This is a genomic window from Daejeonella sp. JGW-45 (assembly GCF_029360805.1).
Classification (GTDB): Bacteria; Bacteroidota; Bacteroidia; order Sphingobacteriales; family Sphingobacteriaceae; genus Daejeonella.
In genome coordinates, this window is sequence record NZ_JARKNC010000008.1 from 745561 (window position 1) to 770623 (window position 25063).

Sequence of the window (25063 nt, forward strand, 5' to 3'; positions counted from 1 at the left end):
GTATTAATATATCCGTTTAAGATGAATACCAGGAAAAAGGTTCTGATCATAGATGACGACAGCAGGAATATTTTCGCTTTATCAGCAGTATTACGGGCGAGAGGCTTTAAATGCGTATCAGCCCCAGGAGCTGCCGAGGGGATCAGTTTACTAAGTGATGACCCAGAGATTGGCATCGTACTCATGGATATGATGATGCCTGACATGGACGGTTACGAGGCTATTGATAAGATCCGCAGTAATATAGAGACAGCAGGGATACCTATCATCGCCGTTACTGCGCAGGCAATGGTGGGCGACCGCGAAAAGGCTCTTAGCGCAGGGGCGGATAATTATGCGTCTAAACCTATTGACGTCGACCTGCTAACCAATATATTAAATGAACATCTAACCTAAACTTCAGTGCAGGAGAGTATAGTTAACGACAGCGAGGTTGAGATCCTGCTAAATGATTTGCTGGAAGTTTATGGCTACGACTTTACCAATTATTCAAGAGCGTCGATAAAAAGGAGGATCAACAGACTCTTTAGCCTGGATAAATTTCCAAGCTTCGCAGAGTTCAGGTATCAGCTAAAAAGCGACAGCAATTACCTTAAACGCTTTGTGGAGCAGATCACTGTGAACGTCACCGAGATGTTCCGCGATCCGGTTTTCTATAAAGCTCTGCGTGAGCAGGTATTTCCGCACCTGGGCACCTACCCCTTCATCCGTATATGGCTTGCGGGTTGTTCCACCGGCGAAGAGGCTTATTCCATTGCTATTGTGCTTAAAGAGCTTAATCTTTTTCACAAGTCTTTAATATATGCTACCGACATAAATCCTGATGTCCTGGAAAAAGCCGGTAAAGGAATGTTTCCCTTGAGCCAGATGAAGCAATATTCCGAAAATTATATTCTTTCAGGCGGTAAGAACGACTTCTCAGGCTATTACTCTGCAAATTATAATCTCGCTAAGTTTGATGAAAGCTTAAAATCCAAGATGATCTTTTCAACGCACAACCTGGTATCTGATCATTCATTCAATGAATTCCAACTGATCTTATGCAGGAACGTACTGATCTATTTCGATAAGGATCTCCAGGCGAAAGTATTCAACTTGTTTAACCAAAGCCTTGAAAACCTTGGGTTCCTGGGGTTAGGAAGCAAAGAAACCCTTCGCTTTTCCTCCATCGCAGGGAATTTCAAACAGCTAAACCCGGAAAAAATATGGCGCAAAATCCAGTAAGGCCGGGTTTGGAGCTGCTGATCATCGGAGGGTCAGCCGGTGCCCTGGAAGTAATTCTTAATGCACTCCCACAACTTACCTACGAATTGCCATTTGCTATTATAATAGTACTGCATCGTAAGCAAAGTGCTGACACGACGCTGATCGACCTGCTTTCCGCCAAAACAAGCAGACCCGTTGTTGAAGCAAATGACAAGGACGCCATACTGCCGGGGAATATTTATATAGCTCCGGCCGATTATCACCTGCTTATTGAAAACGATCACACACTTTCCCTCGATTATTCAGAAAAGGTAAACTTTTCAAGGCCCTGCATCGATATTACATTTCAGACTGCAGCTGAAGTATATCGTGAAAAGCTCGCCTGCCTTCTTCTTTCAGGCGCCAGTGCAGACGGCGTAGAAGGTCTGGAGCTGGTGAAAGCCACTAAAGGGCTCACCGCGGTGCAAGATCCCGCCACGGCGGAAGTTGCATATATGCCGCAGAAGGCGCTTGAAAAAATGGAAGTTGATGTAATTGTAGAAAGCAGCAAGGTCATTGATTTTATTAGACAGCTTGGAGGAACCACCTCCGTCTAAGTTCAACCGAAACATTGTTTCTGGTTAGATGTTTATTGATCATGAACAATCAAAGTGAAAAGCCAGAACATTTAAAACCACAGGATTCTAAACAGAAAAAAGTGAAGAGTCCTGAAGACGACAACGAGTCGGTGGTAAAACCGGAAGACCGGACCTACCGGAAAGATGACGCAGAGTTTGTGAACCCTGCAAAACAGAGGGAAAACAGCGAACAGCCTGTACACCCCGTTAAGGATAAACCAAAAGACTAATGTAGGATCTCTAATTCCTCATGTTCATTGCTTCCTTAGCTTTTTGTTTCGCTGGGCTTTCAGGAAGCTTAGCAAGACTTTCTCGTCATGATTCAGCCCCTTTTCACCTGTAAAGTCGGCAGATCGTGACAGCTTTTTCAGATAAGGCTGCAGCGTACCACTTTCATATTCTTCAAGCAATGCCGGGAAGATATATGATTTCTTACAGATGGCGCGCGTATTACCTAGCTTCGCTGCAACCTGATCGATAGCCGTCAGGATAATCTTCTTCTTTAAGGTTTGATTGTCGGGATAGTCAAATTCAGCGAGGTGCTTCAGGGTATGCATGGTTCCGGCCCATGTACGGAAGTCTTTGGCAGTAAAATCACAGCAGCTTATTTCCTTAATGTAATTATTCACCTTACCTGAGTCGATCGATCTTCTCTCGCCATCAGGAGTATAGTACTGGAACAATTCCTGTCCGGGGATGTCACGGCATTTCTTGACCAGCCTGGCCAGGCTTTTATCTGAGATATCAATCTCATGTTGAACCCCTTTCTTGCCTTTGAAACTTAGTTTCAACGAATTGCCGTTGATCTTTACATGCTTATCTCTTAAGGTAGTAAGGCCATAAGAGCCATATAGTTGTTTATAGGATTCATTACCGACACGGATAAGCGTCTTTTGCATCATATTCAGGGATATGGCGAGCACCTTCCGTTCATCAAGTTCCCGCCGCCGCAGGTCCTTTTGTATGTTCTTCCGGAATTCAGGAAGCTTGCTCCCAAACTCCAGTAAGCGGAAATATTTCGTCTCATTCCGATGCTTAGCCCAATCATTGTGATATTTATATTGTTTGCGGCCAGCGATGTCCGTACCGGTTGCCTGAAGGTGTGCATTCTTCTTTTCAGCGATCCAGACGTCGGTCCACGCCGGAGGTAGAACGAGTTTTTTTATCCTGTCAAGGATTTTTTCATCACTGATTTTATTACCCTTTCTGTCTAAATAAATGAAGTTCTTGCCAGATTTTTTCCTGGTGATCCCCGGGTTTGAATCACTGCTGTAAACCAATCCCGTCTCTTCTAACGTTTCCTGCTCTGATGTCATGATGGTAAAAGAGAGAAACGGAAGAAATGTTTGAATTGGCTTTCTCCCCCATTAAAGAATTGTGTCTTACGATAGGATCAGGCGGAGGAAGAATCCGAATCGTTAATAACCTTCCAAAGGAGGTCTTTTAACTCAAGCAATCCCTTTTGTGCTACTGATGAAACAAACAAGGAAGGAATGTCAGGCAGGTCGGCTTTCATTTCTGTGACCAGTTCATCATCCAGCATATCCGATTTACTTATAGCCAAAACGCGCGGTTTATGAATAAGCTCGGGATTATATTGCTCCAGTTCATTCAGCAGTATTGCATACTCCTCTTTAATACTACGGCTTGTATCTGCCGGAACAAGGAACAGAAGTACGGAATTACGCTCAATATGTCTCAGGAAACGGATACCAAGTCCTTTGCCTTTAGACGCGTCTTCGATGATGCCCGGTATATCGGCCATTACAAAGGATTTATTATTTCTATAAGAAACGATGCCCAGATTGGGCGCAAGTGTAGTAAATGCGTAATCTGCAATTTCCGGCTTTGCCGCAGATACAACGGATAGCAGTGTTGATTTACCGGCATTCGGGAAGCCAACAAGGCCGACATCTGCCAGGATCTTCAATTCCAGCACCATCCATTCCTCTTTACCCGGCTCGCCGGGCTGAGAGTATCTGGGAGTTTGTTTGGTTGATGTCTTAAAGTGCCAGTTACCAAGACCACCGCGGCCGCCGGCTGTGAGTATCTTCGTTTCGCCGTCTTTGGTGATCTCAAAAAGGATTTCTCCGGTTTCCGCATTCCGTGCTATCGTACCAAGCGGCACTTCCAGGATTTCATCTTCACCGGTACGGCCAGACCGTTGTCCGCTCGAGCCTGGCAAGCCGCTCTCGGCAATGATGTGCTTGCGATACTTAAGGTGCAGTAATGTCCAGAGCTGACTGTTTCCTTTGAGGATGATATGACCGCCTCTTCCCCCGTCGCCACCATCGGGACCGCCCTTTGATGTAAGAATATCTCTATGCAGGTGAGATGAGCCTGCTCCGCCGTGGCCTGAGCGGCAGCAGATCTTTACGTAATCGACGAAGTTTGAGCTTTGAGACATGTCTGCGTATAGTTTTATATCCTCTATGTAAGCCGCTGCTCTCTCTTTGAAAGCATTAACAGGTTCCATCCTGCAAGTGTTGTGCCTGTATCTGCACTCAACCTGTATCTGGACTATACTTGAGCTATGGTATACTGATAGTATGACCAGTCTCATCCTACGTTTATCCTACGCTTAAGGAGGTGCTGTAGGTTCAGTAAAACGTGCGGAGTCTTGATGCGCTAAGCACCAGGATATTTCTAGTATAATTTACGAAAGATTATCGACAACAGTGCAAATTGATGCGAAAATTTCATCAACCGTGCCGATGCCATTAATACTGGTAAACTTATTCTGGTCCTTATAATAGTTTGCTACCGGGGCAGTCTTAGAGTTATATTCAACGATGCGCTTACGGATCACTTCCGGATTAGCGTCATCCGGCCTTCCTGAATCCTTACCCCTGTTTAAAAGGCGCTTTTCCAGTTCTTCGTCGTTAACTTCAAGTGCGATCATTCCTGAGATTGTCGCCGACTTGCTTTTCAGCAGGTCGTCCAACGCTTCGGCCTGAGCTACTGTACGTGGAAAACCGTCGAAGATGAAGCCATTAGCCTCCTTATTTGAATCAAGCTTATTGCTGATCATACCGATGACAACTTCGTCAGGTACCAATATACCCTGGTCCATTAATTTCTTAGCTTCAAGACCCAATTCGGTGCCCTGGCTTATCTCGCCTCTTAGGATATCTCCGGTGGATAAATGAACCAGGTTGTATTTTTTGATTATTTTTTCGGATTGAGTTCCTTTACCAGCGCCCGGAGGGCCAAACAAGACTAAGTTCAGCATTCGAATGTTCTAAATTTTATTCCTCCTGGTATCACCAGTGTGGAATGGGTGATAAGAATAGGTTTATTTAAAATTTTAAAAGCCTTTCCGTGTGATGGACGAAAAGGCTTTTTAATGTGCACCTGAAGGGAGTCGAACCCCTAACCTCCTGATCCGTAGTCAGGTGCTCTATCCAATTAAGCTACAGGTGCCTTTTTTAACGGACTGCAAAAATATGCTTTCTTTTCAAACTAACATAAGTTTTTTGAAAATAGTGCCTATTTCTGTTTATCGGCCAGGCAAAAAGAGATTAAACGCTTTGCTGATCATTACGATGAGGCCCTCTGCTTCAGTTGTTTGTCCAGGATCCTCATCCCCTCTTCAAACGACCTCGGCTGATAACCAAGATCTTTAATAGTCTTGTCTAAGATAAAACCGGTTCTCTTTGGCCTTCTTGCCCGTTGATTTAAACTGGCGGAGGAAATGGGCCTGATCAACGATTTATCCAGCTGGTAAAAATCTGCAACGCGCTCCACAAGTTCAATTATACTCATCAGATCTTTGCCCGACGCGTTGTAAACGCCCTCAGCTTCTTTTTTAGCGGCCAGCATACAGCACATCGCAAGATCCTCGGCAAGGGTAGGCATACGCCACTGGTCGTTTACCACATTTATAGGCTCGCCTCTTTCAAGTGCTCCCCTCGCCCATAACACGATATTGCTCCTGCTCATGTCACTTACGATACCGTACACGATAATTGTCCGGAGGATAGCCCATCTGCACGAAGATGCCTTAAGGAGGCTTTCAGCTTCAAGCTTCGTCGTACCATAATAGCTCAACGGGTTGGGTTCCGCATCCTCCGTATATGGACCATCTTCGCCGTCAAAAATAAAATCTGTCGAGATGTGAATCAGATGAACGTCGTGTTTATCACATGCTGCCACCAGGTTTTTCACAGCTTCAACGTTCAGCGCATGGCAGAGTTCTTGTTCAATCTCACAGGTATCGACGTTGGTCATTGCAGCGGTATTGATAATAGTATCAGGCCGGTATTTTTCGATCAGTTCATTTAAGCGGTTGGCGTCCCTTATGTCGAACTCCTCGTAGATGTACCCCGCCGGTACGGGATGCCTGTTAGCGCCTACGGACGTGGCGATAAGTTCAATTTCCGGATCCGGGAGGATAATGTCCGTCAGTTTTTGGCCGAGTAAGCCATTGCTACCGGTCACTAGTATTTTTTTCATCGGGAAGTATTTAATCCTAAAAACAGGCAGATTAAAAATACTGCATGCTTTTAATCCCCAAAGAAAAGGATTTTTTAGTTATACGTTTTACGTTATAAGTTTCTAAACATTGCATTATCGATAAACTTAGAAATTACACTTCACGTGTGACTTCTTTACCAGCTGTTTCTTATGCGTCAACACGTGAACATACAACTTATAACGTAAAACGTACAACTCACTATTATGCCTTGCTGTTATTATTACGGGTGATAGCTACGATAATAACAATAAAGACAGCAATCCCAACAACCCACACCCATGGCTGCCCATACCAGACAGCATCGCCGCCGGCATCGACATCTACCTCTACTTTATCGGGAACTGACTGGGCAAAGGATTTGACAGATAATGCAAAAGCGCTTAAGATAGCGACAAGCGACATCAGGGTTTTTCCTAAAATAGAAAGCGGCTTTAATTGATTGATTGTTTTCATGATGTTTTTGTTTAGTTTTCGATACTAATCACTACAATTAACTGCGCCTTTGGTTTTGAATGAGCCGGAGATATGAACCGAAGCATGAGGCAAGGCACCCGGCTGAAGGCTGAACGGATCACAAGGCTTACTTTTCAAATAATCGGGTTTAATTAGAAACCGGCTTTATCATCAAGATTAGTGCGCTTGCAAGGTATGTGTTGTCTTTGAAGTAATCAGTGCTGCGCTCTGTGACCCGGAATTTGTTATCAGTAATCAGTGCTGTGCTCTGTGACCAGTAATCAGTCTGTCCATTAGTCACTACTGATTACTGATCACTGATTACTGATCACCGAATACCGGTTACTGATTACTGATTACCCAACACCGATCCCCCCAACATGGTAACATTGATCGAAAACATTTTGGGCAAGATCGGACGAAAGAGCGCCAAACCCGGTTTCTACACGTCCAAATCCCCGCTCCTGACATCCTAAAAATCCCTCCTCAAATTATTGCATAAAATTTCTCAATTAAGTATTTGATTTACGGGGATAAAGAGTATTTTTGCAGACCAAAAAACACCCTTTAAAACGGGTGTAAATTGTTGATTAAATAAAGTTTTACAAAAATTATATGCCAAACTCTGGAAAAATAGCACAGATCATCGGACCTGTAGTCGACGTTAGCTTCACTGACAATGCACACTTACCTAAAATTTATGATGCTCTTGAGATCGTAAAAGCCAACGGTCAGAAGATCGTTCTTGAAGTTCAGCAACATCTTGGAGAGGATCGCGTTAGGGCGATTGCAATGGATTCAACTGATGGACTTGTTCGTGGAATGGATGTGATCGACACAGGTGCTGCTATTAAAATGCCGGTTGGCGACAAAATAAAAGGACGTTTATTTAACGTGGTTGGTGAAGCTATCGATGGTATCGATACAATTGACAAACAAGATGGGTATCCTATCCACAATACTCCTCCTAAGTTTGATGAATTATCTACCGAAACCGAGGTGCTTTTCACTGGTATCAAAGTAATCGACTTACTAGAGCCTTATGCAAAAGGCGGTAAGATCGGATTATTCGGTGGTGCAGGTGTTGGTAAAACGGTTCTTATCATGGAGCTGGTGAACAATATCGCGAAAGCATATTCCGGTCTATCAGTATTTGCCGGCGTGGGTGAGCGTACACGTGAAGGAAATGACCTTCTTCGTGAGTTCATCGAGTCTGGTGTAATTAACTATGGAGATGCGTTCAAGCACTCTATGGAAGAAGGTGGCTGGGACCTTGCATCAGTGGATAAAGAAGCATTAAAAGATTCTAAAGCTACACTGGTATTCGGACAAATGAACGAGCCTCCGGGTGCACGTGCACGTGTGGCCTTGTCAGGGTTAACTGTAGCTGAATATTTCCGTGATGGTGATGGCGAAGGACAAGGAAAAGATATCCTTTTCTTCGTAGACAATATCTTCCGTTTCACTCAGGCAGGCTCTGAGGTATCCGCTCTTCTTGGACGTATGCCTTCAGCAGTAGGTTACCAGCCAACGCTTGCAACTGAAATGGGATTGATGCAGGAGCGTATCACATCTACTAAACGCGGATCAATCACATCAGTACAGGCAGTTTACGTTCCTGCGGATGACTTGACTGACCCGGCACCGGCTACAACCTTTGCCCACCTGGATGCAACAACGGTACTTTCTCGTAAGATTGCTGAGCTTGGAATATACCCTGCAGTGGATCCACTGGATTCTACTTCAAGGATCCTGAATGCTGCAACTCTTGGCGATGAGCACTACAGTACTGCGCAGCGTGTTAAAGAAATCTTACAGCGTTACAAAGAATTACAGGATATAATCGCCATCTTAGGTATGGACGAATTGTCTGAAGAGGATAAATTAGTAGTTGGACGTGCGCGCCGTGTTCAGCGTTTCCTTTCACAACCGTTCTTTGTGGCTGAGCAATTCACAGGATTAAAAGGAGTATTGGTTGACATTAAAGACACGATCAAAGGCTTCAACATGATCATGGACGGCGAAGTAGACGAGTACCCTGAAGCAGCTTTCAACCTTGTTGGAACAATCGAGGACGCTGTTGAAAAAGGCAAGAAGTTATTAGCTGAAGCGAACGCATAAATAGGTATCAGGTATCAGGTATCAGCTGCTGATACCTGATACCTGATACCTGATACCTGAAACCTCATACCTTATATATGAAACTAGAAATACTAACCCCCGATAAAAAAGTCTTCGAAGGCGAAGTGAGATCTGTAACCGTACCTGGTACTATGGGATCTTTCGAGGTACTTAAGGATCATGCTCCTATAGTTTCGACCCTGGAAGATGGAAAAGTTATCATTCGTACAGGTAGTACTGACGAGACCATCTTGATTAAAGGCGGAGTAATAGAGGTACTTGATAATAACATAATGGTATTAGCCGAAGGAGCTCAAAACTCCTAAGAACTCAACCTTAAAAAAAGCCCTCCCGATCTTATGATCCGGAGGGCTTTTTTATGCTCTGAACTTACAGTTATTTTGCTCCATGAAGCTATTTCAGGCAGAATATCGTTTATATGCTATGCAAGCATAGTTTTTTGAACTGAGAACCCAAAACGGTTTTGGTATACGTACCAAAATTAAAGTTAAAATTATACTTATATTCAAGTATTTAATTTTGGCAATAAGTGGTTGTCGAAATTATATTCGGAATAAAAAAATATCAATTAAAGCTTGTTATAAATAAAGCAAGGTTTTAAATTGAGATATTAATAAAAACGAACAATATAAACGTTTGCGCGATGAACAGTTTAATAAAAAATCCGGCTCAAATCAGGCTTAATTCATTTGAACTATTCGTCATTTATATTCTCTCACTTGTCATTCTCATTCCAACTATAAAGGCGTAAGATTCAGAAGATTTACTTAAAACAATCGGACGCCTTCTCACCCAGAGAGGCTTTTTTTTTAAAAGGCCGGATATGAGAGACCAATAATCAGCGATACACAGAGATAAAAAATATAATGGAACTTAACAAATACAGTAAGACAGTAACACAAGACTCGACGCAGCCGGCTTCCCAGGCTATGCTGCACGGCATCGGATTGACAAAAGCGGATCTGGCGAAAGCTCAGGTGGGTATTGTAAGTATGGGCTATGATGGCAATACCTGCAACATGCACCTTAATGATCTGGCACAGATTGTCAAAAAAGGCGTGTGGAACAATGATCTTGTTGGTTTGATGTTTCATACTATAGGAATAAGTGATGGGATCACAAATGGTACCGAGGGAATGCGTTTCTCTTTGGTGTCCCGTGATCTGATCGCTGACTCCATTGAAACAGTATGCGGCGGCCACTATTACGACGGGCTGATCGCCTTACCTGGCTGCGATAAGAATATGCCCGGTGCTGTCATGGCAATGGGTAGATTAAACCGTCCGGCTATTATGGTTTACGGCGGAAGTATCCACTCGGGAAATTACAAAGGACAATCACTAAATATCGTGTCAGCATTTGAAGCCCTGGGCCAGAAGATTGCCGGCAACCTGGCTGAAGAAGATTTCCAGGGAATTATTGAGCATGCTTGTCCGGGAGCGGGTGCCTGTGGCGGTATGTATACTGCCAATACCATGGCATCAGCTATTGAAGCAATGGGAATGAGCTTGCCTTACAGTTCTTCTTACCCGGCTCTCAGCAAGGAGAAACAGGACGAATGCCTGGAAGCCGGCAAATACATCCGGATCCTGCTTGAAAAGGATATCAAACCGAGAGATATCATGACAACTAAAGCGTTCCACAATGCTATAGTAACAGTAATGGTATTAGGCGGTTCAACAAATGCTGTGCTTCACCTTATTGCCATGGCGAAGTCGGTAGGGGTAAAACTGGAGCTTGCCGATTTCCAGAAAATAAGTGACGAAACTTCGGTTATTGCTGATCTAAAGCCAAGCGGAAAATACATGATGGAAGACGTTCACAACATTGGGGGCCTGCCTGCCGTATTAAAATACCTGTTAAACAAAGGGCTTATACACGGCGATTGCCTTACAGTAACAGGGAAAACATTAGCCGAAAACGTAGCAGATGCTGTAGACCTGAATTTTGAAACGCAGGATGTTATCGTACCATACGAAAAGCCTGTTAAACAAACAGGTCATCTGCAAATGCTCTACGGAAATCTTGCGCCCCAGGGATCTGTTGCTAAGATCAGCGGTAAAGAAGGTGAGAAATTTACAGGTCCGGCCCGCGTATTTGATGGTGAGTTTGAACTGATAGCCGGAATAAACAGCGGCAAGGTGAAAGCAGGAGATGTGGTGGTAATTCGGTATGTGGGGCCTAAAGGCGGCCCTGGCATGTCAGAAATGCTTAAACCAACATCGGCAATATTTGGTGCCGGTCTGGGATCTTCTGTAGCATTAATTACGGACGGCCGTTTTTCGGGCGGAACCCACGGGTTTGTAGTCGGACACATTACACCCGAAGCATTTGAAGGCGGTAACATTGGCTTGGTTAAAGACAATGATATCATAGAGCTTGACGCGACGAAAAATTCGATCAACCTGATGATCCCGGATGAAGAAATGCAAGCCCGGCGACAAGCCTGGAAACAACCGGAGCCGCCGGTGAAGAACGGAGTATTATATAAATATTTCAAACAAGTAAAGAACGCAAGCGAAGGCTGCGTTACAGACGAAGCATAAATGGATGAAGGGACGAACCAGCTCATCAGGTCAGCCCCGGAAATGAAAAAAGAATTTATTATGGAAATTGCGCAACAGGAAATACCCAACTCAGCCGAAACGAAAACCGTTGAAGTTTCGGGCTCTGTAGCCTTGTTAGAAGCTTTGATCGCAGAAGGCACCGAAGTTATTTTCGGATACCCGGGCGGAGCGATCATGCCTATATATGATGCTTTATACGATTATAAAGAAAAGCTTAACCACATCCTTGTAAGGCACGAGCAGGGTGGGATTCATGCCGGACAGGGTTTTGCCCGTACATCCGGTAAAGTAGGTATTGTATTTGCGACCAGCGGCCCTGGTGCAACTAATCTTATTACCGGTCTGGCCGATGCCATGATAGACAGCACGCCGCTTGTTTGTATAACCGGACAGGTATTTGCCCACCTGCTTGGTACAGACGCCTTCCAGGAAACAGACGTAATAAACATCACTACCCCTGTAACCAAATGGAACTACCAGGTAACTGATGCTACAGAAATTCCGGAGGTGATCAGCAAAGCCTTCTATATCGCAAGAAGCGGAAGACCCGGACCAGTGCTTATTGATATAACCAAGAATGCGCAGATCCAGAAGTTCGACTTTGCAGGTTATAAACCGTGTGATCATATCCGCAGCTACAGACCGAAACCGATCATTCGCAAGGAATATATTCAGAAAGCAGCCGACCTGATCAATTCAGCAAAGAAGCCATTTGTTCTTTGGGGCCAGGGTGTAATACTTGGAGAGGCGGAAAAAGAGTTTAAAGCTTTCGTAGAAAAAAGCGGAATACCGTCTGCCTGGACAATTCTTGGAGCAGGTGCTATTCCGACAGATCACCCGCTGAATGTTGGAATGCTGGGAATGCACGGTAACTATGGACCGAATGTACTCACCAACGAGTGTGATGTACTGATTGCTATCGGGATGCGTTTCGACGATCGCGTTACCGGAAGGCTTGATAGGTATGCTAAGCAGGCTAAAGTGGTTCATCTGGATATCGACCCTTCTGAGATCGACAAAAACGTTCAGACGACCGTACCTGTGTGGGGAGATTGCAAGGAAACGCTGCCAGCCTTAACGGAACTTATCCAGGAAAGAACATTCCCGGAATGGATAGCGAAATTCAAGGAATATACAGAAAAAGAAGTTGAAGCTGTTATTAATGCGGAGCTGCACCCCGGATCAGGAGAACTTACCATGGGAGAGGCTATTCATCAGCTGAACGAGCTTACAAAAGGTGATGCTGTAATAGTGACCGATGTGGGCCAGCATCAGATGGTAGCCTGCAGGTATGCGAAACTTAATAAGACTAGGAGCAATGTAACCAGCGGTGGTCTCGGAACAATGGGTTTTGCGCTGCCGGCAGCTATCGGCGCTAAGTTTGGCGCCCCGGAAAGGGATGTTGTTGCAGTGATCGGCGACGGTGGCTTCCAGATGACCCTGCAGGAGCTGGGAACTATTATGCAGAGCGGGATTGACGTAAAGATCCTTATCCTTAACAACCGTTTCCTCGGAATGGTACGCCAATGGCAGGAACTGTTTAATGAAAATCGCTATTCCTTCGTGGACATGACAAGCCCTGATTTTGTGGCCCTTGCCGCAGCTTACGGTATTGCTGGGAAAAGCGTATCAGAACGGTCAGACCTCAATGCTTCACTGGAAGAAATGATGAACCATAAGGGGTCGTTCCTGCTTGAAGTTATGGTTACTAAAGAAAATAACGTGTTTCCAATGGTACCTCAGGGATGCAGTGTGGCAGAAATCAGGTTGAAATAATTCCTGCAGTTTAAAACGAGATCAATATGAGCAATCAGAATCATACAGAAAAGCCGGCAGGTAAACAGGAATTTAACATTACTGTATACACGGAAAACCAGATTGGCCTTCTTAACCGAATAGCCATCATCTTTACCAGGAGGAAAATCAACATTGACAGCCTGAACACCTCTCCTTCAGAAATTGAAAGTATACATCGCTTCAATATCGTGGTGAACGAGACCGAGGATGTGGTCAGAAAACTATCCCGTCAGATCGAGAAGCAGGTCGAGGTACTCAAGGTGTACTACAATACTAACGAAGATGTGATCTGGCAGGAACTTGCCCTTTATAAGGTCCCTACCGATATCATCGCTGAAAAGGCAAGCGTAGAACGTTTACTTCGCGAAAATGGCGCACGTGCTGTGGTGATCCGCAAGGACTATACGGTATTTGAAACTACCGGCCACCGCGAAGAAACAGACGCCCTTATTAAGATCCTTCAGCCCTTCGGCCTGATCGAATTCGTAAGAAGCGCGCGTGTAGCGATCATCAAACATAGTGATGGCTTTAACAGAAAGCTCCGTGAATTTGAACGGCTGGAACCGGGAGAGGAAGTTTCAGAAAATGAATACCTGAACAATGGCCAGAGGATCTTTACGATGTAGGCCTTCAATAGCATATTAAAACAAAATCATAAATAAAGAAACACAACAAAAGTAAAAAAAGAAGAATATGGCAACTATCAATTTCGGTGGAGTTAATGAAGAAGTAGTAACCCGCGAAGAATTTCCGTTAGACAAAGCTCGTGAAATTTTAAAGGATGAAACTGTAGCAATTATTGGTTATGGTGTTCAAGGGCCGGGTCAGGCATTAAATCTGCGTGATAATGGCATCAACGTGATCATTGGTCAGCGTAAAGATTCCAAAACCTGGGATAAAGCAATCGCTGACGGATGGGTACCAGGCGAAACTCTTTTCGAGATCGAAGAAGCTGCTGACAAAGGAACAATCATCCAGTATCTTTTATCTGATGCTGGTCAGATCGCTCTTTGGCCAACAATTAAAAAATATCTGACTCCGGGAAAAGCTCTTTATTTCTCTCACGGCTTTGGTATTACTTACAAAGAGCAAACTGGCATCATTCCTCCGGCTGATGTAGATGTGATTCTTGTTGCTCCTAAAGGATCAGGAACTTCATTACGCCGCTTGTTCTTAGCAGGAAAGGGTTTGAACTCGTCTTTCGCTGTCCACCAGGATGCTACAGGAAAAGGCAGGACCCGTGCTATTGCATTAGGTATAGGTGTTGGTTCAGGTTACTTGTTCGAGACTGATTTCCGTAAAGAAGTATTCTCTGACCTTACAGGCGAGCGTGGTACTTTAATGGGCGCTATCGCTGGTATTTTCGAAGCACAATACAATACGCTTCGTTCCAATGGCCACTCTCCTTCTGAAGCGTTCAACGAAACAGTAGAAGAGCTTACTCAAAGCTTAATGCCATTGGTTGCTGAGAATGGAATGGACTGGATGTATGCTAATTGCTCAACTACAGCACAACGTGGTGCATTAGACTGGAAGGGTAAATTCCGCGATGCAACGCAGCCTGTATTTGATGAGTTATACAAAAGCGTAGCATCAGGTAAAGAAGCTGAACGTACAATTAAATTAAATAGCGAACCGGATTACCGTGTTAAGCTTGAAGCAGAACTTAAAACAGTTCGTGATAGTGAAATATGGCAAGCGGGACAAGCTGTGAGAAGCTTGAGACCTGAAAACCAACCGGAAAAATAAGAAGTTGTAAGTGGTACGTTTTACGTTTTACGTCTAACGTACCACTTTAGACTAAACGTAAAACGTATAACTTAAAACGTACAACTTAACAATGGCGCAAACACTCTTTGATAAGATCTGGGACGAACATGTTGTAAGCAGAAACTCCGGCTTTCCGGATATCTTATACATTGATGCTCATTTTATCAATAAGGAAAGCAGCCCGGTAGCTTTTGAAGCATTACGTAAGCGTAATATACCGGTTTTCAGAGTGAAGCAAACCATTGTAGTACCCGAGCCCGAATATACCGCGCATATCCCGTTAAGTGATCTGGCACGCTTCCAGGTTGATCTGCTAAACCGGAATTGTATTGATTTCGGGATCGATATGCCGCAGTCAACACCAGGATATAATGGCGGACTGGTTGCCTATCCGGGACAAACTGTAGTGTGCGATGCTAACAACATTGAGAACCTGGGCGCTTTTGGGGTCCTGGCAATTAGTATCAACGAGTCTCAGGTAGAACAGGTGCTTGCAACACAATGTCTTTTACGCCAAAAGCCTAAAAGGATGAAGATTGAAGTAAACGGCAGACTGGGAAAGGGATTAAGCGTAAAAGACATTAATCACTACCTGATCTCTGAGATATCTGCGCAGGGAGCCAGGGGGTACTTTGTAGAGTTTGCAGGCGACACTATTTTGAACCTTGATATGGGTGGACGGATATCAGTTTGCAACATGAGCAGGGAGATCGGTGCCGTTGGCGGAATTATAGCTCCGGATGAATTAACGTTCGACTATTTAAAAGAACTGGGTTTCACGACCGACGGTAGTTTGATAGAATATCCTGAGTCCTGGAAAAACCTGTTCTCCGACGAAGCCTCTGTATTTGACGAGGTATTGGAGTTTGATGCCGAGGATATCACACCCGGGAACTATGGTATAGGGATCTCCAAACTTATTCCTGGTCAAAGACCCGAAACTGATCTTCCGGTATCCTACGAAACTGCCGGTATCCTCGAAGGGTATAATGATACCGATTATATTTTAAGCCAAGGGGAATCTGTTGAAGAATTCGAACTATCCCTTGCTTGTAAGACATTTAATGGAGAAATCCATTACAAATAGGTTATGGCTGGTTAAGCTAAACCTTAAAATAAAATAAATATGTTACACGATCCGAACCGAATTTACATTTTTGACACTACTCTCCGCGATGGTGAGCAGGTCCCGGGGTGCCAGTTATCTACCGTAGAAAAGATAGAGATTGGAAAGGCCCTGGAAAGCCTGGGTGTTGATGTTATTGAAGCCGGTTTCCCAATTTCAAGTCCGGGCGACTTCCAAAGTGTGGTGGAGCTGTCGAAAGCTGTTCGTGAGCCAACCATTTGTGCTTTGACGCGTGCGAACAAGGGCGACATCGACAGCGCAGCAGCTGCATTGAAGTTCGCCAAACATCCCCGCATCCATACCGGCATCGGTTCTTCGGATATGCATATCAAGTATAAATTTAACAGCACGCGGGAAGCAATACTCGAACGGGCTGTGGAGGCTGTAAAATATGCGAAGAGCTTTGTAGAAGATATTGAGTTCTACGCAGAAGATGCTGGTCGCGCTGATAATGAATACCTTGCAAAAATGGTCGAGGCGGTCATTGCTGCCGGCGCAACGGTTGTAAACATCCCCGATACCAACGGGTATTGCCTTCCGGAGCAGTACGGTGCAAAGATCCGATTCCTGAAAGAAAATGTAAAAAATATCGATCAGGCCATCATATCTGTGCATTGCCATAATGACCTCGGGCTTGCAACAGCAAACAGCATTGCAGGAATAGAAAATGGGGCACGCCAGGTCGAATGTACTATAAACGGAATAGGCGAACGTGCAGGAAATACATCTCTTGAAGAGATCGTCATGATCCTGAAAACTCACAAGACGCTTAACTTTCATCATAAGGTTAACAGTAAACACTTGTACGAACTGAGTGGTATGGTCAGCCGGATGATGCGCATGCCTGTTCAGCCGAATAAAGCCATTGTTGGGAAAAATGCATTTGCACATAGTTCCGGTATCCACCAGGACGGAGTGTTAAAGCACCGTGAAACCTACGAGATCATCAATCCTGAGGATGTTGGTATTGATCAGTCTGAGATCATATTAACTGCGCGTAGTGGGCGTCATGCGTTAAAGCATCACCTGGAACGGCTGGGTTATAGCGTCGACCGTATTGACCTGGATCAGGTATACGAACGGTTCCTGACCCTTGCAGATGGCAAAAAAGAGATCAAGGATGATGATATCCTTTTTCTCATGGGCAATGAGACCCAGCAGAACTACAAAAACGGGTTGGCTATTAATTCACTCCAGGTAGTCACCGGCGACCAGTCATCGCCCGAAGCCACCATTGATCTAAACTATAAAGGTAAAGATCACAAAGCAACAGCTACCGGAAACGGTCCGGTTGATGCTACGATCAAAGCCATCGAAAAGATCATTGGCCGGAATTTTAATATTAAAGAGTTCAATATTCATGCTATCCATAGCGGAAGTGATGATGTCAGCAAAGTTGATATGCGTGTCACGGATGAGGGAAAATCATATATGGGATATGGATTCAGCACTGATATAGTGAGAGCATCTGCTAATGCGTATTTGGATGCGCTGAATAAGTTTGTGTAGAGAAGCGAGAAATGGGCTTCCGACAGACGAGATAGAAAGAAATATAAAAATTAAAGATTGGCATTAGCCACGTATAACGTAAAACGTCTGCCTGACGGCAGGCAGGTAAAACTAAAACAAAATGAGCAAGACATTATTTGACAAAGTGTGGGACACTCACGTGGTTCGTAAGATAGAAGGGGGCCCGGACGTGTTATTTATTGATCGCCACCTGATCCACGAAGTAACAAGCCCCGTAGCGTTTTTAGGATTAAAGAGCAGGGGCATCCGGGTTTTGTATCCTGAACGTACCTTCGCAACGGCGGATCATAATACACCGACATGGAATCAGCACTTACCTGTTGCTGATCCGCTTTCTGCTAATCAGCTTAAAGCATTGGAGTCAAATTCAAACGAATATGGAATAAGCCATTGGGGACTTGGTCACCAGAAAAATGGCATCGTTCACGTGGTAGGTCCGGAATATGGAATTACACAGCCTGGCGCCACCATCGTTTGCGGCGATTCGCATACTTCAACTCATGGGGCATTTGGCGCTATAGCTTTCGGTATCGGCACCTCTGAAGTTGAGATGGTGCTTTCTACTCAATGTATTATGCAGCCAAAACCTCAGAAGATGAGGATAAGTATCAATGGTAAGCTGGGGAAAGGCGTGACGCCAAAAGACGTTGCCCTGTTCATCATATCAAAGCTTACTACATCTGGTGCCACAGGTTATTTTGTAGAATATGCCGGCGAAGTGTTCGAAAACATGACAATGGAAGGCCGGATGACCGTATGTAACCTGAGTATAGAAATGGGTGCACGCGGAGGTATGATCGCTCCGGATGAAACTACTATTAACTATGTAAAAGACCGTGAATTTAGTCCGAAAGGCGAAGCCTGGGATAAAGCGCTTGCCTATTACAAAACTCTTAAGACAGACCCTGATGCCGTCTTTGATAAGGAATACAATTACAACGCATCAGAGATTGAGCCGATGATCACCTACGGTACCAATCCGGGTATGGGAATCGGGATCTCAAAAGACATTCCTGACGCAGAAGACGTAGAGGGAGGTGTAGCAACTTACGAGAAATCGCTGAACTATATGGGTTTCCATGAAGGCGATTCTATGATAGGCAAAAAAGTTGATTACGTATTTATTGGCAGCTGTACAAACGGCCGCATAGAAGATTTCCGCGCATTTGCGTCCATCGTGAAGGGAAAGAAAAAAGCCGATCATGTAACTGCATGGCTGGTTCCCGGATCACATATCGTGGAGGCGCAGATCAAGGAAGAAGGATTGCTCGATATCTTTAACGAGGCGGGATTTGTTTTACGTCAGCCAGGATGCTCCGCATGCCTTGCTATGAATGATGATAAGATCCCGGCAGGAAAATATGCGGTGAGTACCTCAAACAGGAATTTCGAGGGCAGGCAAGGCCCGGGTTCCAGAACCATGCTTGCAAGTCCGCTGGTAGCAGCAGCAGCAGCAGTAACTGGTGTAGTTACCGACCCGAGAGACCTTATAGAAGAATTAGTTTAATCTGACGGCTCGTTCCGTCTAACGATATAGAAATGGCATACGATAAATTCACAGTATTAAGAAGCACAGCTGTCCCTCTGGCAATAGAGAATGTTGACACTGACCAGCTTATACCAGCACGTTTTTTGAAAGCGACCGAACGCGTTGGGTTTGGAGACAACCTGTTCCGCGACTGGAGATACAATCCGGATAACACCCCGAAAAAAGAGTTCGTTCTGAACAACCCGATGTACAGCGGAAAGATCTTGGTTGGAGGAAAGAACTTTGGCTCCGGTTCTTCGCGCGAGCACGCTGCGTGGGCGGTATATGATTACGGGTTCAGGTGCGTGGTGTCCAGCTTTTTTGCAGATATTTTCAAGAATAACTGCCTGAACATCGGTGTTCTTCCCGTCCAGGTTAGCCCTGAATTTGCTGATAAGATCTTCCGCGCAATAGAGGCTGATCCGAAGACTGAGATCGAGGTAAACCTCCCTGAGCAGACCATTTCATTGCTTGCAACCGGTGAGAGTGAAAGGTTCGATATAAGCGCTTATAAAAAAGATAATATGATAAACGGTTTCGACGATATCGATTATCTGCAGAACATCAAGGGCGAGATCCAGGAATTTGCAGCAAACCTGCCTTTATAATAAAACGAAAACATTTTAACGCGAAAAAGTGAAAAGGAAAATAGAAATAATGGACACGACTCTCCGGGATGGGGAACAAACATCCGGAGTTTCGTTTTCTATTTCGGAAAAGCTCACCATAACTCAGTTATTACTGGAAGAGCTTAAGGTAGACCGGGTTGAGGTTGCTTCAGCGCGCGTTTCAGATGGTGAATTTGCATCCGTTAAGGCGATAATGGATTGGGCTAATGCAAATGGCTATACAGATAACATAGAAGTATTGTCATTTGTCGACCATGGGGTATCTATCGAATGGATGAATAAAGCAGGTGTTAAGGTTCAGAATCTCCTAACCAAAGGGTCGATGAACCATTTGACTCACCAGCTAAAGAAAACCCCAGAGCAGCATTTTTCAGAGATCGCAAGTGTGATAGCAATGGCAAAATCACACGGCATATCCACAAATGTCTACATGGAGGACTGGAGTAATGGAATGAGGAATTCGCCGGATTATGTTTATCAGTATATTGATTTCATTTCTACACAACCGGTGGACCGGGTTATGCTTCCGGACACGCTGGGGGTACTTACACCGGCCGAAACGTTTAGCTTTATCGATGCTATCAGAAAAAAGTATCCCAAGCTGCACTTTGATTTCCACGCCCATAACGACTATGATCTGGGAAATGCCAATATAATGGAGGCCATCAAAGCCGGAATAAACGGCCTGCACCTTACCGTGAACGGCATGGGCGAACGCGCGGGGAATGCTTCCATGTCGAGCGCTGTAGCAGTGATCAACGATTTCATCCCGGAAGTCGAGACCGCGATCAAAGAATCTTATATCTATACTGTAAGCAAACTGGTTGAAACATTCTCAGGTGTCCGCATTCCGGCTAATAAACCGATCGTTGGCGAAAATGTCTTCACTCAAACAGCGGGGATTCATGCCGACGGGGATAATAAAAACAACCTGTACTTCAATGATCTTCTGCCCGAGCGATTTGGAAGAACACGGACGTATGCCCTGGGCAAAACGTCAGGCAAGGCTAATATTGAGAAAAATCTTCAGGAACTCGGCCTGAAATTGAGTGATGAGGATCTAAAAAAAGTAACTCAAAGGGTAATCGAGCTTGGCGATAGGAAAGAAACGGTTACAAAAGAAGACCTTCCGTATATTATTTCTGATGTTCTGGACAGTAACACCTATGCTGATAAGGTCATAGTTGAATCATATGTGCTGACACATTCAAAAGGCCTCCGCCCTTCAGCAACAATATCCGTTCGTATTAACGGTGAATTATTTGAAGAAAATGCGCAGGGCGACGGACAGTTTGATGCCTTTATGAAAGCGTTGACTAAAGTATATACTAAAAAAGAACTTTGTCTTCCTAAACTGATCGATTATGCCGTACGTATCGCACCGGGAAGTAACTCCGATGCTTTGTGCGAAACGATCATTACCTGGGAAACACCCTCAAAGAAATTTATAACACGCGGTCTGGATTCTGATCAAACAGTTTGTGCGATCAAGTCAACGCAGAAAATGTTGAATATTATTTAGGTAATCATACCCCGGGGGTAGCTGCCCCGCACGTGCCGGACTGACTATCAAAAACTAAAACTTATAACGTAAAACGTACAAATAAAACTATGAAGTTAAAGATCGCCCTATTGGCAGGAGATGGCATTGGTCCGGAAGTAATTGACCAGGCTGTAAAAGTATCAGACGCAATTGCTGCGAAATTTGGACATGAAATTACCTGGACACCAGCAATAACAGGTGCATGTGCTATTGATGAAGTAGGCGAGCCTTACCCGGATGCTACACACGAGATCTGCCTGGCGGCCGATGCAATCCTTTTTGGAGCAATCGGTCACCCGAAGTATGATAATGACCCGAAAGCACCTGTTCGACCGGAGCAAGGCCTGTTACTGATGAGAAAAAAACTTGGCTTGTTTGCGAATGTCCGGCCTACGTTTACCTTCCCCTCCCTTATCGATAATTCACCCTTAAAACGGGAACGTATTGAAGGAACTGACCTGATCATTCTTAGAGAGTTAACTGGCGGTATTTATTTTGGTGAAAGAGGAAGGAAAGACAACGGAAATACTGCCTTTGATACCTGTACATACACCCGTGAGGAAATTGTCCGCCTGGCAAAGCTCGGCTTTGAAATGGCAATGACCCGCAGCAAGAAATTATGTTGCGTGGATAAAGCAAATGTGCTTGAAAGCTCCCGCCTGTGGAGAGAAACTGTTCAGGGCATGGAAAAAGACTATCCTGAGGTAACGGTAAGCTACGAGTTCGTGGATGCGGTAGCTATGCGCCTGGTACAATGGCCGAGTTCTTACGATGTCATGATCACAGAAAACCTCTTTGGTGATATCCTGACAGACGAGGCATCGGTAATCTCGGGATCAATGGGATTGATGCCATCGGCCTCGATCGGCCTGCACACGAGCTTATTTGAGCCTATACACGGATCTTATCCTCAAGCTGCGGGAAAAGATATTGCAAATCCTTTGGCAACGGTGCTGTCAGCAGCGATGATGTTTGAAGACGCATTCGGATTAAAGGCGGAGGCGGAGCTGATAAGAGATGTTGTAAATAAGAGCCTTGCTGAAGGAATTGTAACTGAAGATCTTGCCGGGGATAAAAAGGCGTACAAGACTAGTGAGGTTGGAGATTGGCTAGCGAGTAAGATTGTCTGAATTAGGATAGCAGGATGGTAGGATTATAGGATTACGTTCTATATTTCTGCCATTTTTTTGCTTTAGGATTGCATATCTATCTTCTATCATTTTTTTTATTATCAGGATGGCTAAGATTATAGACCCGTTTGAATTCCAAGCTTTTAGCTCCAAAGTTGATTAACAACCCGACCGGCAAATTATAGGCTTGACAATAATTCATAGCTTGGTTCAGATGTATATCTTCTAATTTGGATAGCGCTTTCAATTCAAGCATGATAATATTCTCAACAAAAAAATCAACGCGCCGTGTTCCGATTTCTGTGTTATCATAAAAAATACCCATCTCCATTTCACGGTGAAATTCTAAACCTCGTTTCTTCATTTCAAGAGCCAAAGCCCTTTGATAAATGACCTCTTGGAAACCCGCTCCAAGAATACTGTGCACTGTCATAGCACTACCGATAATCTGATGCGTCAACTCCTCATGAATCATGATCAAGTATATTGATTATACCCGGAAATCTAAATCAATAACCGTTATCTCAACGATTCCAACAATTAATCCTCACATCATACCATCCAACTAATCCTAGTCCAGACAAAATAGCCTAATCAAACTCCAAATACCTCTTAATACTAACCTGCACTCCCTGCCCCTTCCTGTAAGCGCCGGGCTTTGTATTCATCGCATGAATCCTAATCCCTTTATGCACGAGCAACAAATCCTCATAAAATCCGCGGAAGAAAATTTCTTCGATCTCGTACCTTCTGCTGCTCCAACTGCTTTTTAATTCGACCCACTCCGGGTAAATCATTACATTTTCACCTTTTGATCTGATACCCATTACTTTTGCTTCGCCGGCAGGCAATACAAATGCATTCCCGAGCAGGCGGGCAGTATATGTATGCGCAGGATTTTCATAAATAGCCGCAGGTTGCCCTGATTCAATTAAAAGCCCCCCTTTTAGTATAAACATCTTATCGGCCAGGGTAAGACCGTCAACGGGATCGTGCGAAACCATGATCACAGTTATGCCCAATTCTGTATTCAGCCGTTTGAGATCGGCCCGCAACTGGATTTTCAGCAGAGCATCCAGCTGACTGAAAGGTTCATCCAGCAATAAAACATCCGGCTCGGTTATAACCGCCCTGGCAAGTGCAACCCGTTGCTGTTCCCCGCCGCTCAATTCTACAATCCGTTTATCCGCCAGACTCTGTATCCCCAGCAATTCCATCATCTCTGAAGACCTCTGCTTTTTCTCCCGGACATTTTCATTGGAGAGCATACTCTCAATATTCTCGTAAACCTTAGCGTACAAATTCAGATCAAAATCCTGGCTGAGCATTTTCATTGCATCATGGCCAGGGATGAGCTTTTCATGGGGACCGGGAATATGCTCACCTTTAAAAATCAAATCGCCGCTGCTTGGGGCCAGGCTACCATAGATCAGTTTCAGGAGTGTGCTTTTCCCGCTGCCGCTCTCTCCCACAATCGCAACAAAGCTGCCCTTATCTATGGTAAGATTGATTCCATTCACGCCAGCGTCGGACTCCTGTGAATAGAGCTTACTGACGTCTTTCAAGGTGATTATCGTTTCAGACATAGGCCAAAGATAAATAAAAAGCCCGCCACGGCTTAAGCTGTAGCGGGCTTTTTAACTGCTTGCCTGAATTAGAATCCAAACATCAACCCAAAGGACAGATTTTTGAAATCAGCAGGGCCCTGTCCCTCTGCGAAGACATCATTCCCATAATACTTGACGTAAACCCCTGTGCCCCCATACCCAATCCTGGCAAATGCGCCGTATCTGAACGGATTAAAGTTATAATCATCTTTAAATTTATCCTTACCATTCTCAGAGCTTACCTGCTTTACCTTGCCGTTCAGCAAAAAACCAATTTCAGGGCCGAAAACAAAGTTCAGTTTATCACCTTTCCTGTCGTCTTTGGTACGCAGCTGGAAAGAAAGCGGTATCCTCAAATACTGGCTCGAAAATCGGTTCTTTTTAAAGTCTATTGGTTCAGTTACGTAAGTGAGTGTAGGCTGGTCCTTCTGAAATGTAATATTCTGCTTAAGCCGCATATGGTTCCAGTCGAGCCCGGCACCTGTATAGATCTTAAAGTAACTATTGAAACGGTAGCCCATCTGAAAAAACTCGAAACCGAAGTTGCTGCTCTTCCAGGTTTCCCGCTCCAGGTAAGAATTGGCAGGCGAAAGGGTGAAGCTGCCATTGTCCTGGTAAGTGCTCAGCCCGATATCGAAGCGCGCAGCAACAAACTGGAATGAAAACCCTGACGATGGTTTAATATCCTTTTTGGCGAGCGTATCTTTCCCGCTTGTTCCAATCCTAATGGTAATATTTTTCTTATTATCCTTTTTCAGGGTGTCTGCTGTGATAATAAGGACCGTGTCCTTTTTGGTGTTCTGCGCAAAACCCGGCGCTGTTAAAAATATAATGAGAGCGCTAATTACTAATCTTTTCATTTTTCTGATTTTATAGTCTTTGTCCTTATTCGTTTGCCGCACTGCGCTTGCAATGACAGCGTTGCAGTTCTTGTTTCTTGT

At 44.6% G+C, this 25063-nt stretch carries 24 protein-coding genes and 1 tRNA gene; 16 read left to right on the top strand and 9 right to left on the bottom strand.

Features of this window, described 5'->3' with window-relative positions:
• The first annotated feature begins 21 nt into the window (after positions 1 to 21).
• The 4 genes from P2W76_RS12885 to P2W76_RS12900 are packed head-to-tail and all read left to right on the top strand — an operon-like array spanning position 22 to position 2053.
• Positions 22 to 396, top strand: coding sequence for a response regulator (locus P2W76_RS12885; protein ID WP_276348240.1), 375 nt, complete (start codon positions 22 to 24; stop codon positions 394 to 396).
• 6 nt (positions 397 to 402) lie between these two features.
• Complete coding sequence (locus tag P2W76_RS12890; protein WP_276348241.1) at positions 403 to 1224, top strand: protein-glutamate O-methyltransferase CheR; 822 nt, start codon at positions 403 to 405, stop codon at positions 1222 to 1224.
• The gene (locus P2W76_RS12895) at positions 1206 to 1802 is read left to right on the top strand and encodes a chemotaxis protein CheB (protein ID WP_276348242.1); all 597 of its coding nucleotides are present in this window, start codon (positions 1206 to 1208) and stop codon (positions 1800 to 1802) included. The genes P2W76_RS12890 and P2W76_RS12895 overlap by 19 nt, the downstream gene beginning before the upstream one ends.
• Positions 1803 to 1843: 41 nt before the next feature.
• On the top strand, positions 1844 to 2053 hold the full coding sequence (locus P2W76_RS12900; RefSeq protein WP_276348243.1) for a hypothetical protein: 210 nt from the start codon (positions 1844 to 1846) through the stop codon (positions 2051 to 2053).
• Positions 2054 to 2077: 24 nt separating this feature from the next.
• On the opposite strand, the gene P2W76_RS12905 is transcribed toward P2W76_RS12900, so the two are convergent.
• The 6 genes from P2W76_RS12905 to P2W76_RS12930 all read right to left on the bottom strand — a co-directional run bounded on the left by P2W76_RS12905 (position 2078) and on the right by P2W76_RS12930 (position 6753).
• Positions 2078 to 3139 (bottom strand): DNA topoisomerase IB, encoded by a 1062-nt coding sequence (locus P2W76_RS12905; protein WP_276348244.1) that lies wholly within the window; start codon positions 3137 to 3139, stop codon positions 2078 to 2080.
• Positions 3140 to 3216: 77 nt separating this feature from the next.
• Positions 3217 to 4230 (bottom strand): GTPase ObgE, encoded by a 1014-nt coding sequence (gene obgE, locus P2W76_RS12910; protein ID WP_276348377.1) that lies wholly within the window; start codon positions 4228 to 4230, stop codon positions 3217 to 3219.
• A gap of 249 nt (positions 4231 to 4479) precedes the next feature.
• Complete coding sequence (locus tag P2W76_RS12915; protein ID WP_276348245.1) at positions 4480 to 5055, bottom strand: adenylate kinase; 576 nt, start codon at positions 5053 to 5055, stop codon at positions 4480 to 4482.
• A gap of 117 nt (positions 5056 to 5172) precedes the next feature.
• Positions 5173 to 5246 (bottom strand) — tRNA-Arg (locus P2W76_RS12920).
• A gap of 117 nt (positions 5247 to 5363) precedes the next feature.
• Positions 5364 to 6278: an SDR family oxidoreductase gene (locus P2W76_RS12925; protein ID WP_276348246.1), complete on the bottom strand. Its 915-nt coding sequence runs from the start codon at positions 6276 to 6278 to the stop codon at positions 5364 to 5366.
• A 223-nt stretch (positions 6279 to 6501) separates the two neighbouring features.
• Positions 6502 to 6753 carry a hypothetical protein gene (locus P2W76_RS12930; RefSeq protein ID WP_276348247.1) on the bottom strand — a complete coding sequence of 84 codons (252 nt, stop codon included), beginning with the start codon at positions 6751 to 6753 and terminating at the stop codon, positions 6502 to 6504.
• A 615-nt stretch (positions 6754 to 7368) separates the two neighbouring features.
• Here P2W76_RS12930 and atpD point away from each other — a divergent pair.
• From atpD to leuB, 12 genes are all read left to right on the top strand, one after another.
• Positions 7369 to 8874 (top strand): F0F1 ATP synthase subunit beta, encoded by a 1506-nt coding sequence (atpD, locus tag P2W76_RS12935; RefSeq protein WP_276348248.1) that lies wholly within the window; start codon positions 7369 to 7371, stop codon positions 8872 to 8874.
• A gap of 77 nt (positions 8875 to 8951) precedes the next feature.
• Positions 8952 to 9200, top strand: coding sequence for an ATP synthase F1 subunit epsilon (gene atpC, locus P2W76_RS12940; protein WP_276348249.1), 249 nt, complete (start codon positions 8952 to 8954; stop codon positions 9198 to 9200).
• A 561-nt stretch (positions 9201 to 9761) separates the two neighbouring features.
• Complete coding sequence (gene ilvD, locus P2W76_RS12945) at positions 9762 to 11441, top strand: dihydroxy-acid dehydratase (RefSeq protein WP_276348250.1); 1680 nt, start codon at positions 9762 to 9764, stop codon at positions 11439 to 11441.
• Between the two features lie 60 nt (positions 11442 to 11501).
• Entirely contained in the window at positions 11502 to 13238 is a 1737-nt protein-coding gene (gene ilvB / locus P2W76_RS12950; RefSeq protein ID WP_276348378.1) for a biosynthetic-type acetolactate synthase large subunit, read from the top strand.
• Between the two features lie 26 nt (positions 13239 to 13264).
• Positions 13265 to 13885 carry an acetolactate synthase small subunit gene (ilvN, locus tag P2W76_RS12955; RefSeq protein WP_276348251.1) on the top strand — a complete coding sequence of 207 codons (621 nt, stop codon included), beginning with the start codon at positions 13265 to 13267 and terminating at the stop codon, positions 13883 to 13885.
• A gap of 67 nt (positions 13886 to 13952) precedes the next feature.
• On the top strand, positions 13953 to 15008 hold the full coding sequence (ilvC, locus tag P2W76_RS12960; protein WP_276348252.1) for a ketol-acid reductoisomerase: 1056 nt from the start codon (positions 13953 to 13955) through the stop codon (positions 15006 to 15008).
• 91 nt (positions 15009 to 15099) lie between these two features.
• On the top strand, positions 15100 to 16116 hold the full coding sequence (locus P2W76_RS12965; protein ID WP_276348253.1) for an aconitase family protein: 1017 nt from the start codon (positions 15100 to 15102) through the stop codon (positions 16114 to 16116).
• A 39-nt stretch (positions 16117 to 16155) separates the two neighbouring features.
• Positions 16156 to 17664, top strand: coding sequence for a 2-isopropylmalate synthase (locus tag P2W76_RS12970; RefSeq protein ID WP_276348254.1), 1509 nt, complete (start codon positions 16156 to 16158; stop codon positions 17662 to 17664).
• A gap of 121 nt (positions 17665 to 17785) precedes the next feature.
• A complete protein-coding gene (gene leuC / locus P2W76_RS12975; protein ID WP_276348255.1) occupies positions 17786 to 19192 on the top strand; it encodes a 3-isopropylmalate dehydratase large subunit in 1407 nt (468 codons plus the stop codon).
• Between the two features lie 32 nt (positions 19193 to 19224).
• Positions 19225 to 19821 carry a 3-isopropylmalate dehydratase small subunit gene (gene leuD / locus P2W76_RS12980; protein ID WP_276348256.1) on the top strand — a complete coding sequence of 199 codons (597 nt, stop codon included), beginning with the start codon at positions 19225 to 19227 and terminating at the stop codon, positions 19819 to 19821.
• 49 nt (positions 19822 to 19870) lie between these two features.
• Entirely contained in the window at positions 19871 to 21364 is a 1494-nt protein-coding gene (locus P2W76_RS12985; protein WP_276348257.1) for an alpha-isopropylmalate synthase regulatory domain-containing protein, read from the top strand.
• A gap of 89 nt (positions 21365 to 21453) precedes the next feature.
• Positions 21454 to 22515 carry a 3-isopropylmalate dehydrogenase gene (gene leuB / locus P2W76_RS12990; protein ID WP_276348258.1) on the top strand — a complete coding sequence of 354 codons (1062 nt, stop codon included), beginning with the start codon at positions 21454 to 21456 and terminating at the stop codon, positions 22513 to 22515.
• A gap of 76 nt (positions 22516 to 22591) precedes the next feature.
• Here leuB and P2W76_RS12995 read toward each other — a convergent pair whose 3' ends face one another.
• The 3 genes from P2W76_RS12995 to P2W76_RS13005 form a co-directional block, all read right to left on the bottom strand.
• Positions 22592 to 22990, bottom strand: a complete 399-nt coding sequence (locus tag P2W76_RS12995) for a GxxExxY protein (protein ID WP_276348259.1) — start codon at positions 22988 to 22990, stop codon at positions 22592 to 22594.
• Between the two features lie 115 nt (positions 22991 to 23105).
• The gene (locus P2W76_RS13000) at positions 23106 to 24101 is read right to left on the bottom strand and encodes an ABC transporter ATP-binding protein (protein ID WP_276348260.1); all 996 of its coding nucleotides are present in this window, start codon (positions 24099 to 24101) and stop codon (positions 23106 to 23108) included.
• Positions 24102 to 24169: 68 nt separating this feature from the next.
• On the bottom strand, positions 24170 to 24982 hold the full coding sequence (locus P2W76_RS13005) for an outer membrane beta-barrel protein (protein WP_276348261.1): 813 nt from the start codon (positions 24980 to 24982) through the stop codon (positions 24170 to 24172).
• Positions 24983 to 25063 lie beyond the last annotated feature (81 nt).

Excerpts from the sequence above, each read along its gene's own strand:
- P2W76_RS12925 (WP_276348246.1), bottom strand. The coding sequence starts at position 6,278 with ATGAAAAAAATACTAGTGACCGGTAGCAATGGCTTACTCGGCCAAAAA.
- obgE (WP_276348377.1), bottom strand. The coding sequence starts at position 4,230 with ATGTCTCAAAGCTCAAACTTCGTCGATTACGTAAAGATCTGCTGCCGC.
- P2W76_RS12930 (WP_276348247.1), bottom strand. The coding sequence starts at position 6,753 with ATGAAAACAATCAATCAATTAAAGCCGCTTTCTATTTTAGGAAAAACC.
- P2W76_RS12965 (WP_276348253.1), top strand. The coding sequence starts at position 15,100 with ATGGCGCAAACACTCTTTGATAAGATCTGGGACGAACATGTTGTAAGC.
- ilvB (WP_276348378.1), top strand. The coding sequence starts at position 11,502 with ATGGAAATTGCGCAACAGGAAATACCCAACTCAGCCGAAACGAAAACC.
- P2W76_RS12985 (WP_276348257.1), top strand. The coding sequence starts at position 19,871 with ATGGACACGACTCTCCGGGATGGGGAACAAACATCCGGAGTTTCGTTT.
- leuD (WP_276348256.1), top strand. The coding sequence starts at position 19,225 with ATGGCATACGATAAATTCACAGTATTAAGAAGCACAGCTGTCCCTCTG.
- ilvD (WP_276348250.1), top strand. The coding sequence starts at position 9,762 with ATGGAACTTAACAAATACAGTAAGACAGTAACACAAGACTCGACGCAG.
- P2W76_RS12900 (WP_276348243.1), top strand. The coding sequence starts at position 1,844 with ATGAACAATCAAAGTGAAAAGCCAGAACATTTAAAACCACAGGATTCT.
- P2W76_RS12970 (WP_276348254.1), top strand. The coding sequence starts at position 16,156 with ATGTTACACGATCCGAACCGAATTTACATTTTTGACACTACTCTCCGC.
- leuB (WP_276348258.1), top strand. The coding sequence starts at position 21,454 with ATGAAGTTAAAGATCGCCCTATTGGCAGGAGATGGCATTGGTCCGGAA.
- P2W76_RS12885 (WP_276348240.1), top strand. The coding sequence starts at position 22 with ATGAATACCAGGAAAAAGGTTCTGATCATAGATGACGACAGCAGGAAT.
- ilvN (WP_276348251.1), top strand. The coding sequence starts at position 13,265 with ATGAGCAATCAGAATCATACAGAAAAGCCGGCAGGTAAACAGGAATTT.
- ilvC (WP_276348252.1), top strand. The coding sequence starts at position 13,953 with ATGGCAACTATCAATTTCGGTGGAGTTAATGAAGAAGTAGTAACCCGC.
- leuC (WP_276348255.1), top strand. The coding sequence starts at position 17,786 with ATGAGCAAGACATTATTTGACAAAGTGTGGGACACTCACGTGGTTCGT.
- P2W76_RS12905 (WP_276348244.1), bottom strand. The coding sequence starts at position 3,139 with ATGACATCAGAGCAGGAAACGTTAGAAGAGACGGGATTGGTTTACAGC.
- P2W76_RS13005 (WP_276348261.1), bottom strand. The coding sequence starts at position 24,982 with ATGAAAAGATTAGTAATTAGCGCTCTCATTATATTTTTAACAGCGCCG.
- P2W76_RS12995 (WP_276348259.1), bottom strand. The coding sequence starts at position 22,990 with ATGATTCATGAGGAGTTGACGCATCAGATTATCGGTAGTGCTATGACA.
- P2W76_RS12895 (WP_276348242.1), top strand. The coding sequence starts at position 1,206 with ATGGCGCAAAATCCAGTAAGGCCGGGTTTGGAGCTGCTGATCATCGGA.
- P2W76_RS12915 (WP_276348245.1), bottom strand. The coding sequence starts at position 5,055 with ATGCTGAACTTAGTCTTGTTTGGCCCTCCGGGCGCTGGTAAAGGAACT.
- P2W76_RS13000 (WP_276348260.1), bottom strand. The coding sequence starts at position 24,101 with ATGTCTGAAACGATAATCACCTTGAAAGACGTCAGTAAGCTCTATTCA.
- atpC (WP_276348249.1), top strand. The coding sequence starts at position 8,952 with ATGAAACTAGAAATACTAACCCCCGATAAAAAAGTCTTCGAAGGCGAA.
- atpD (WP_276348248.1), top strand. The coding sequence starts at position 7,369 with ATGCCAAACTCTGGAAAAATAGCACAGATCATCGGACCTGTAGTCGAC.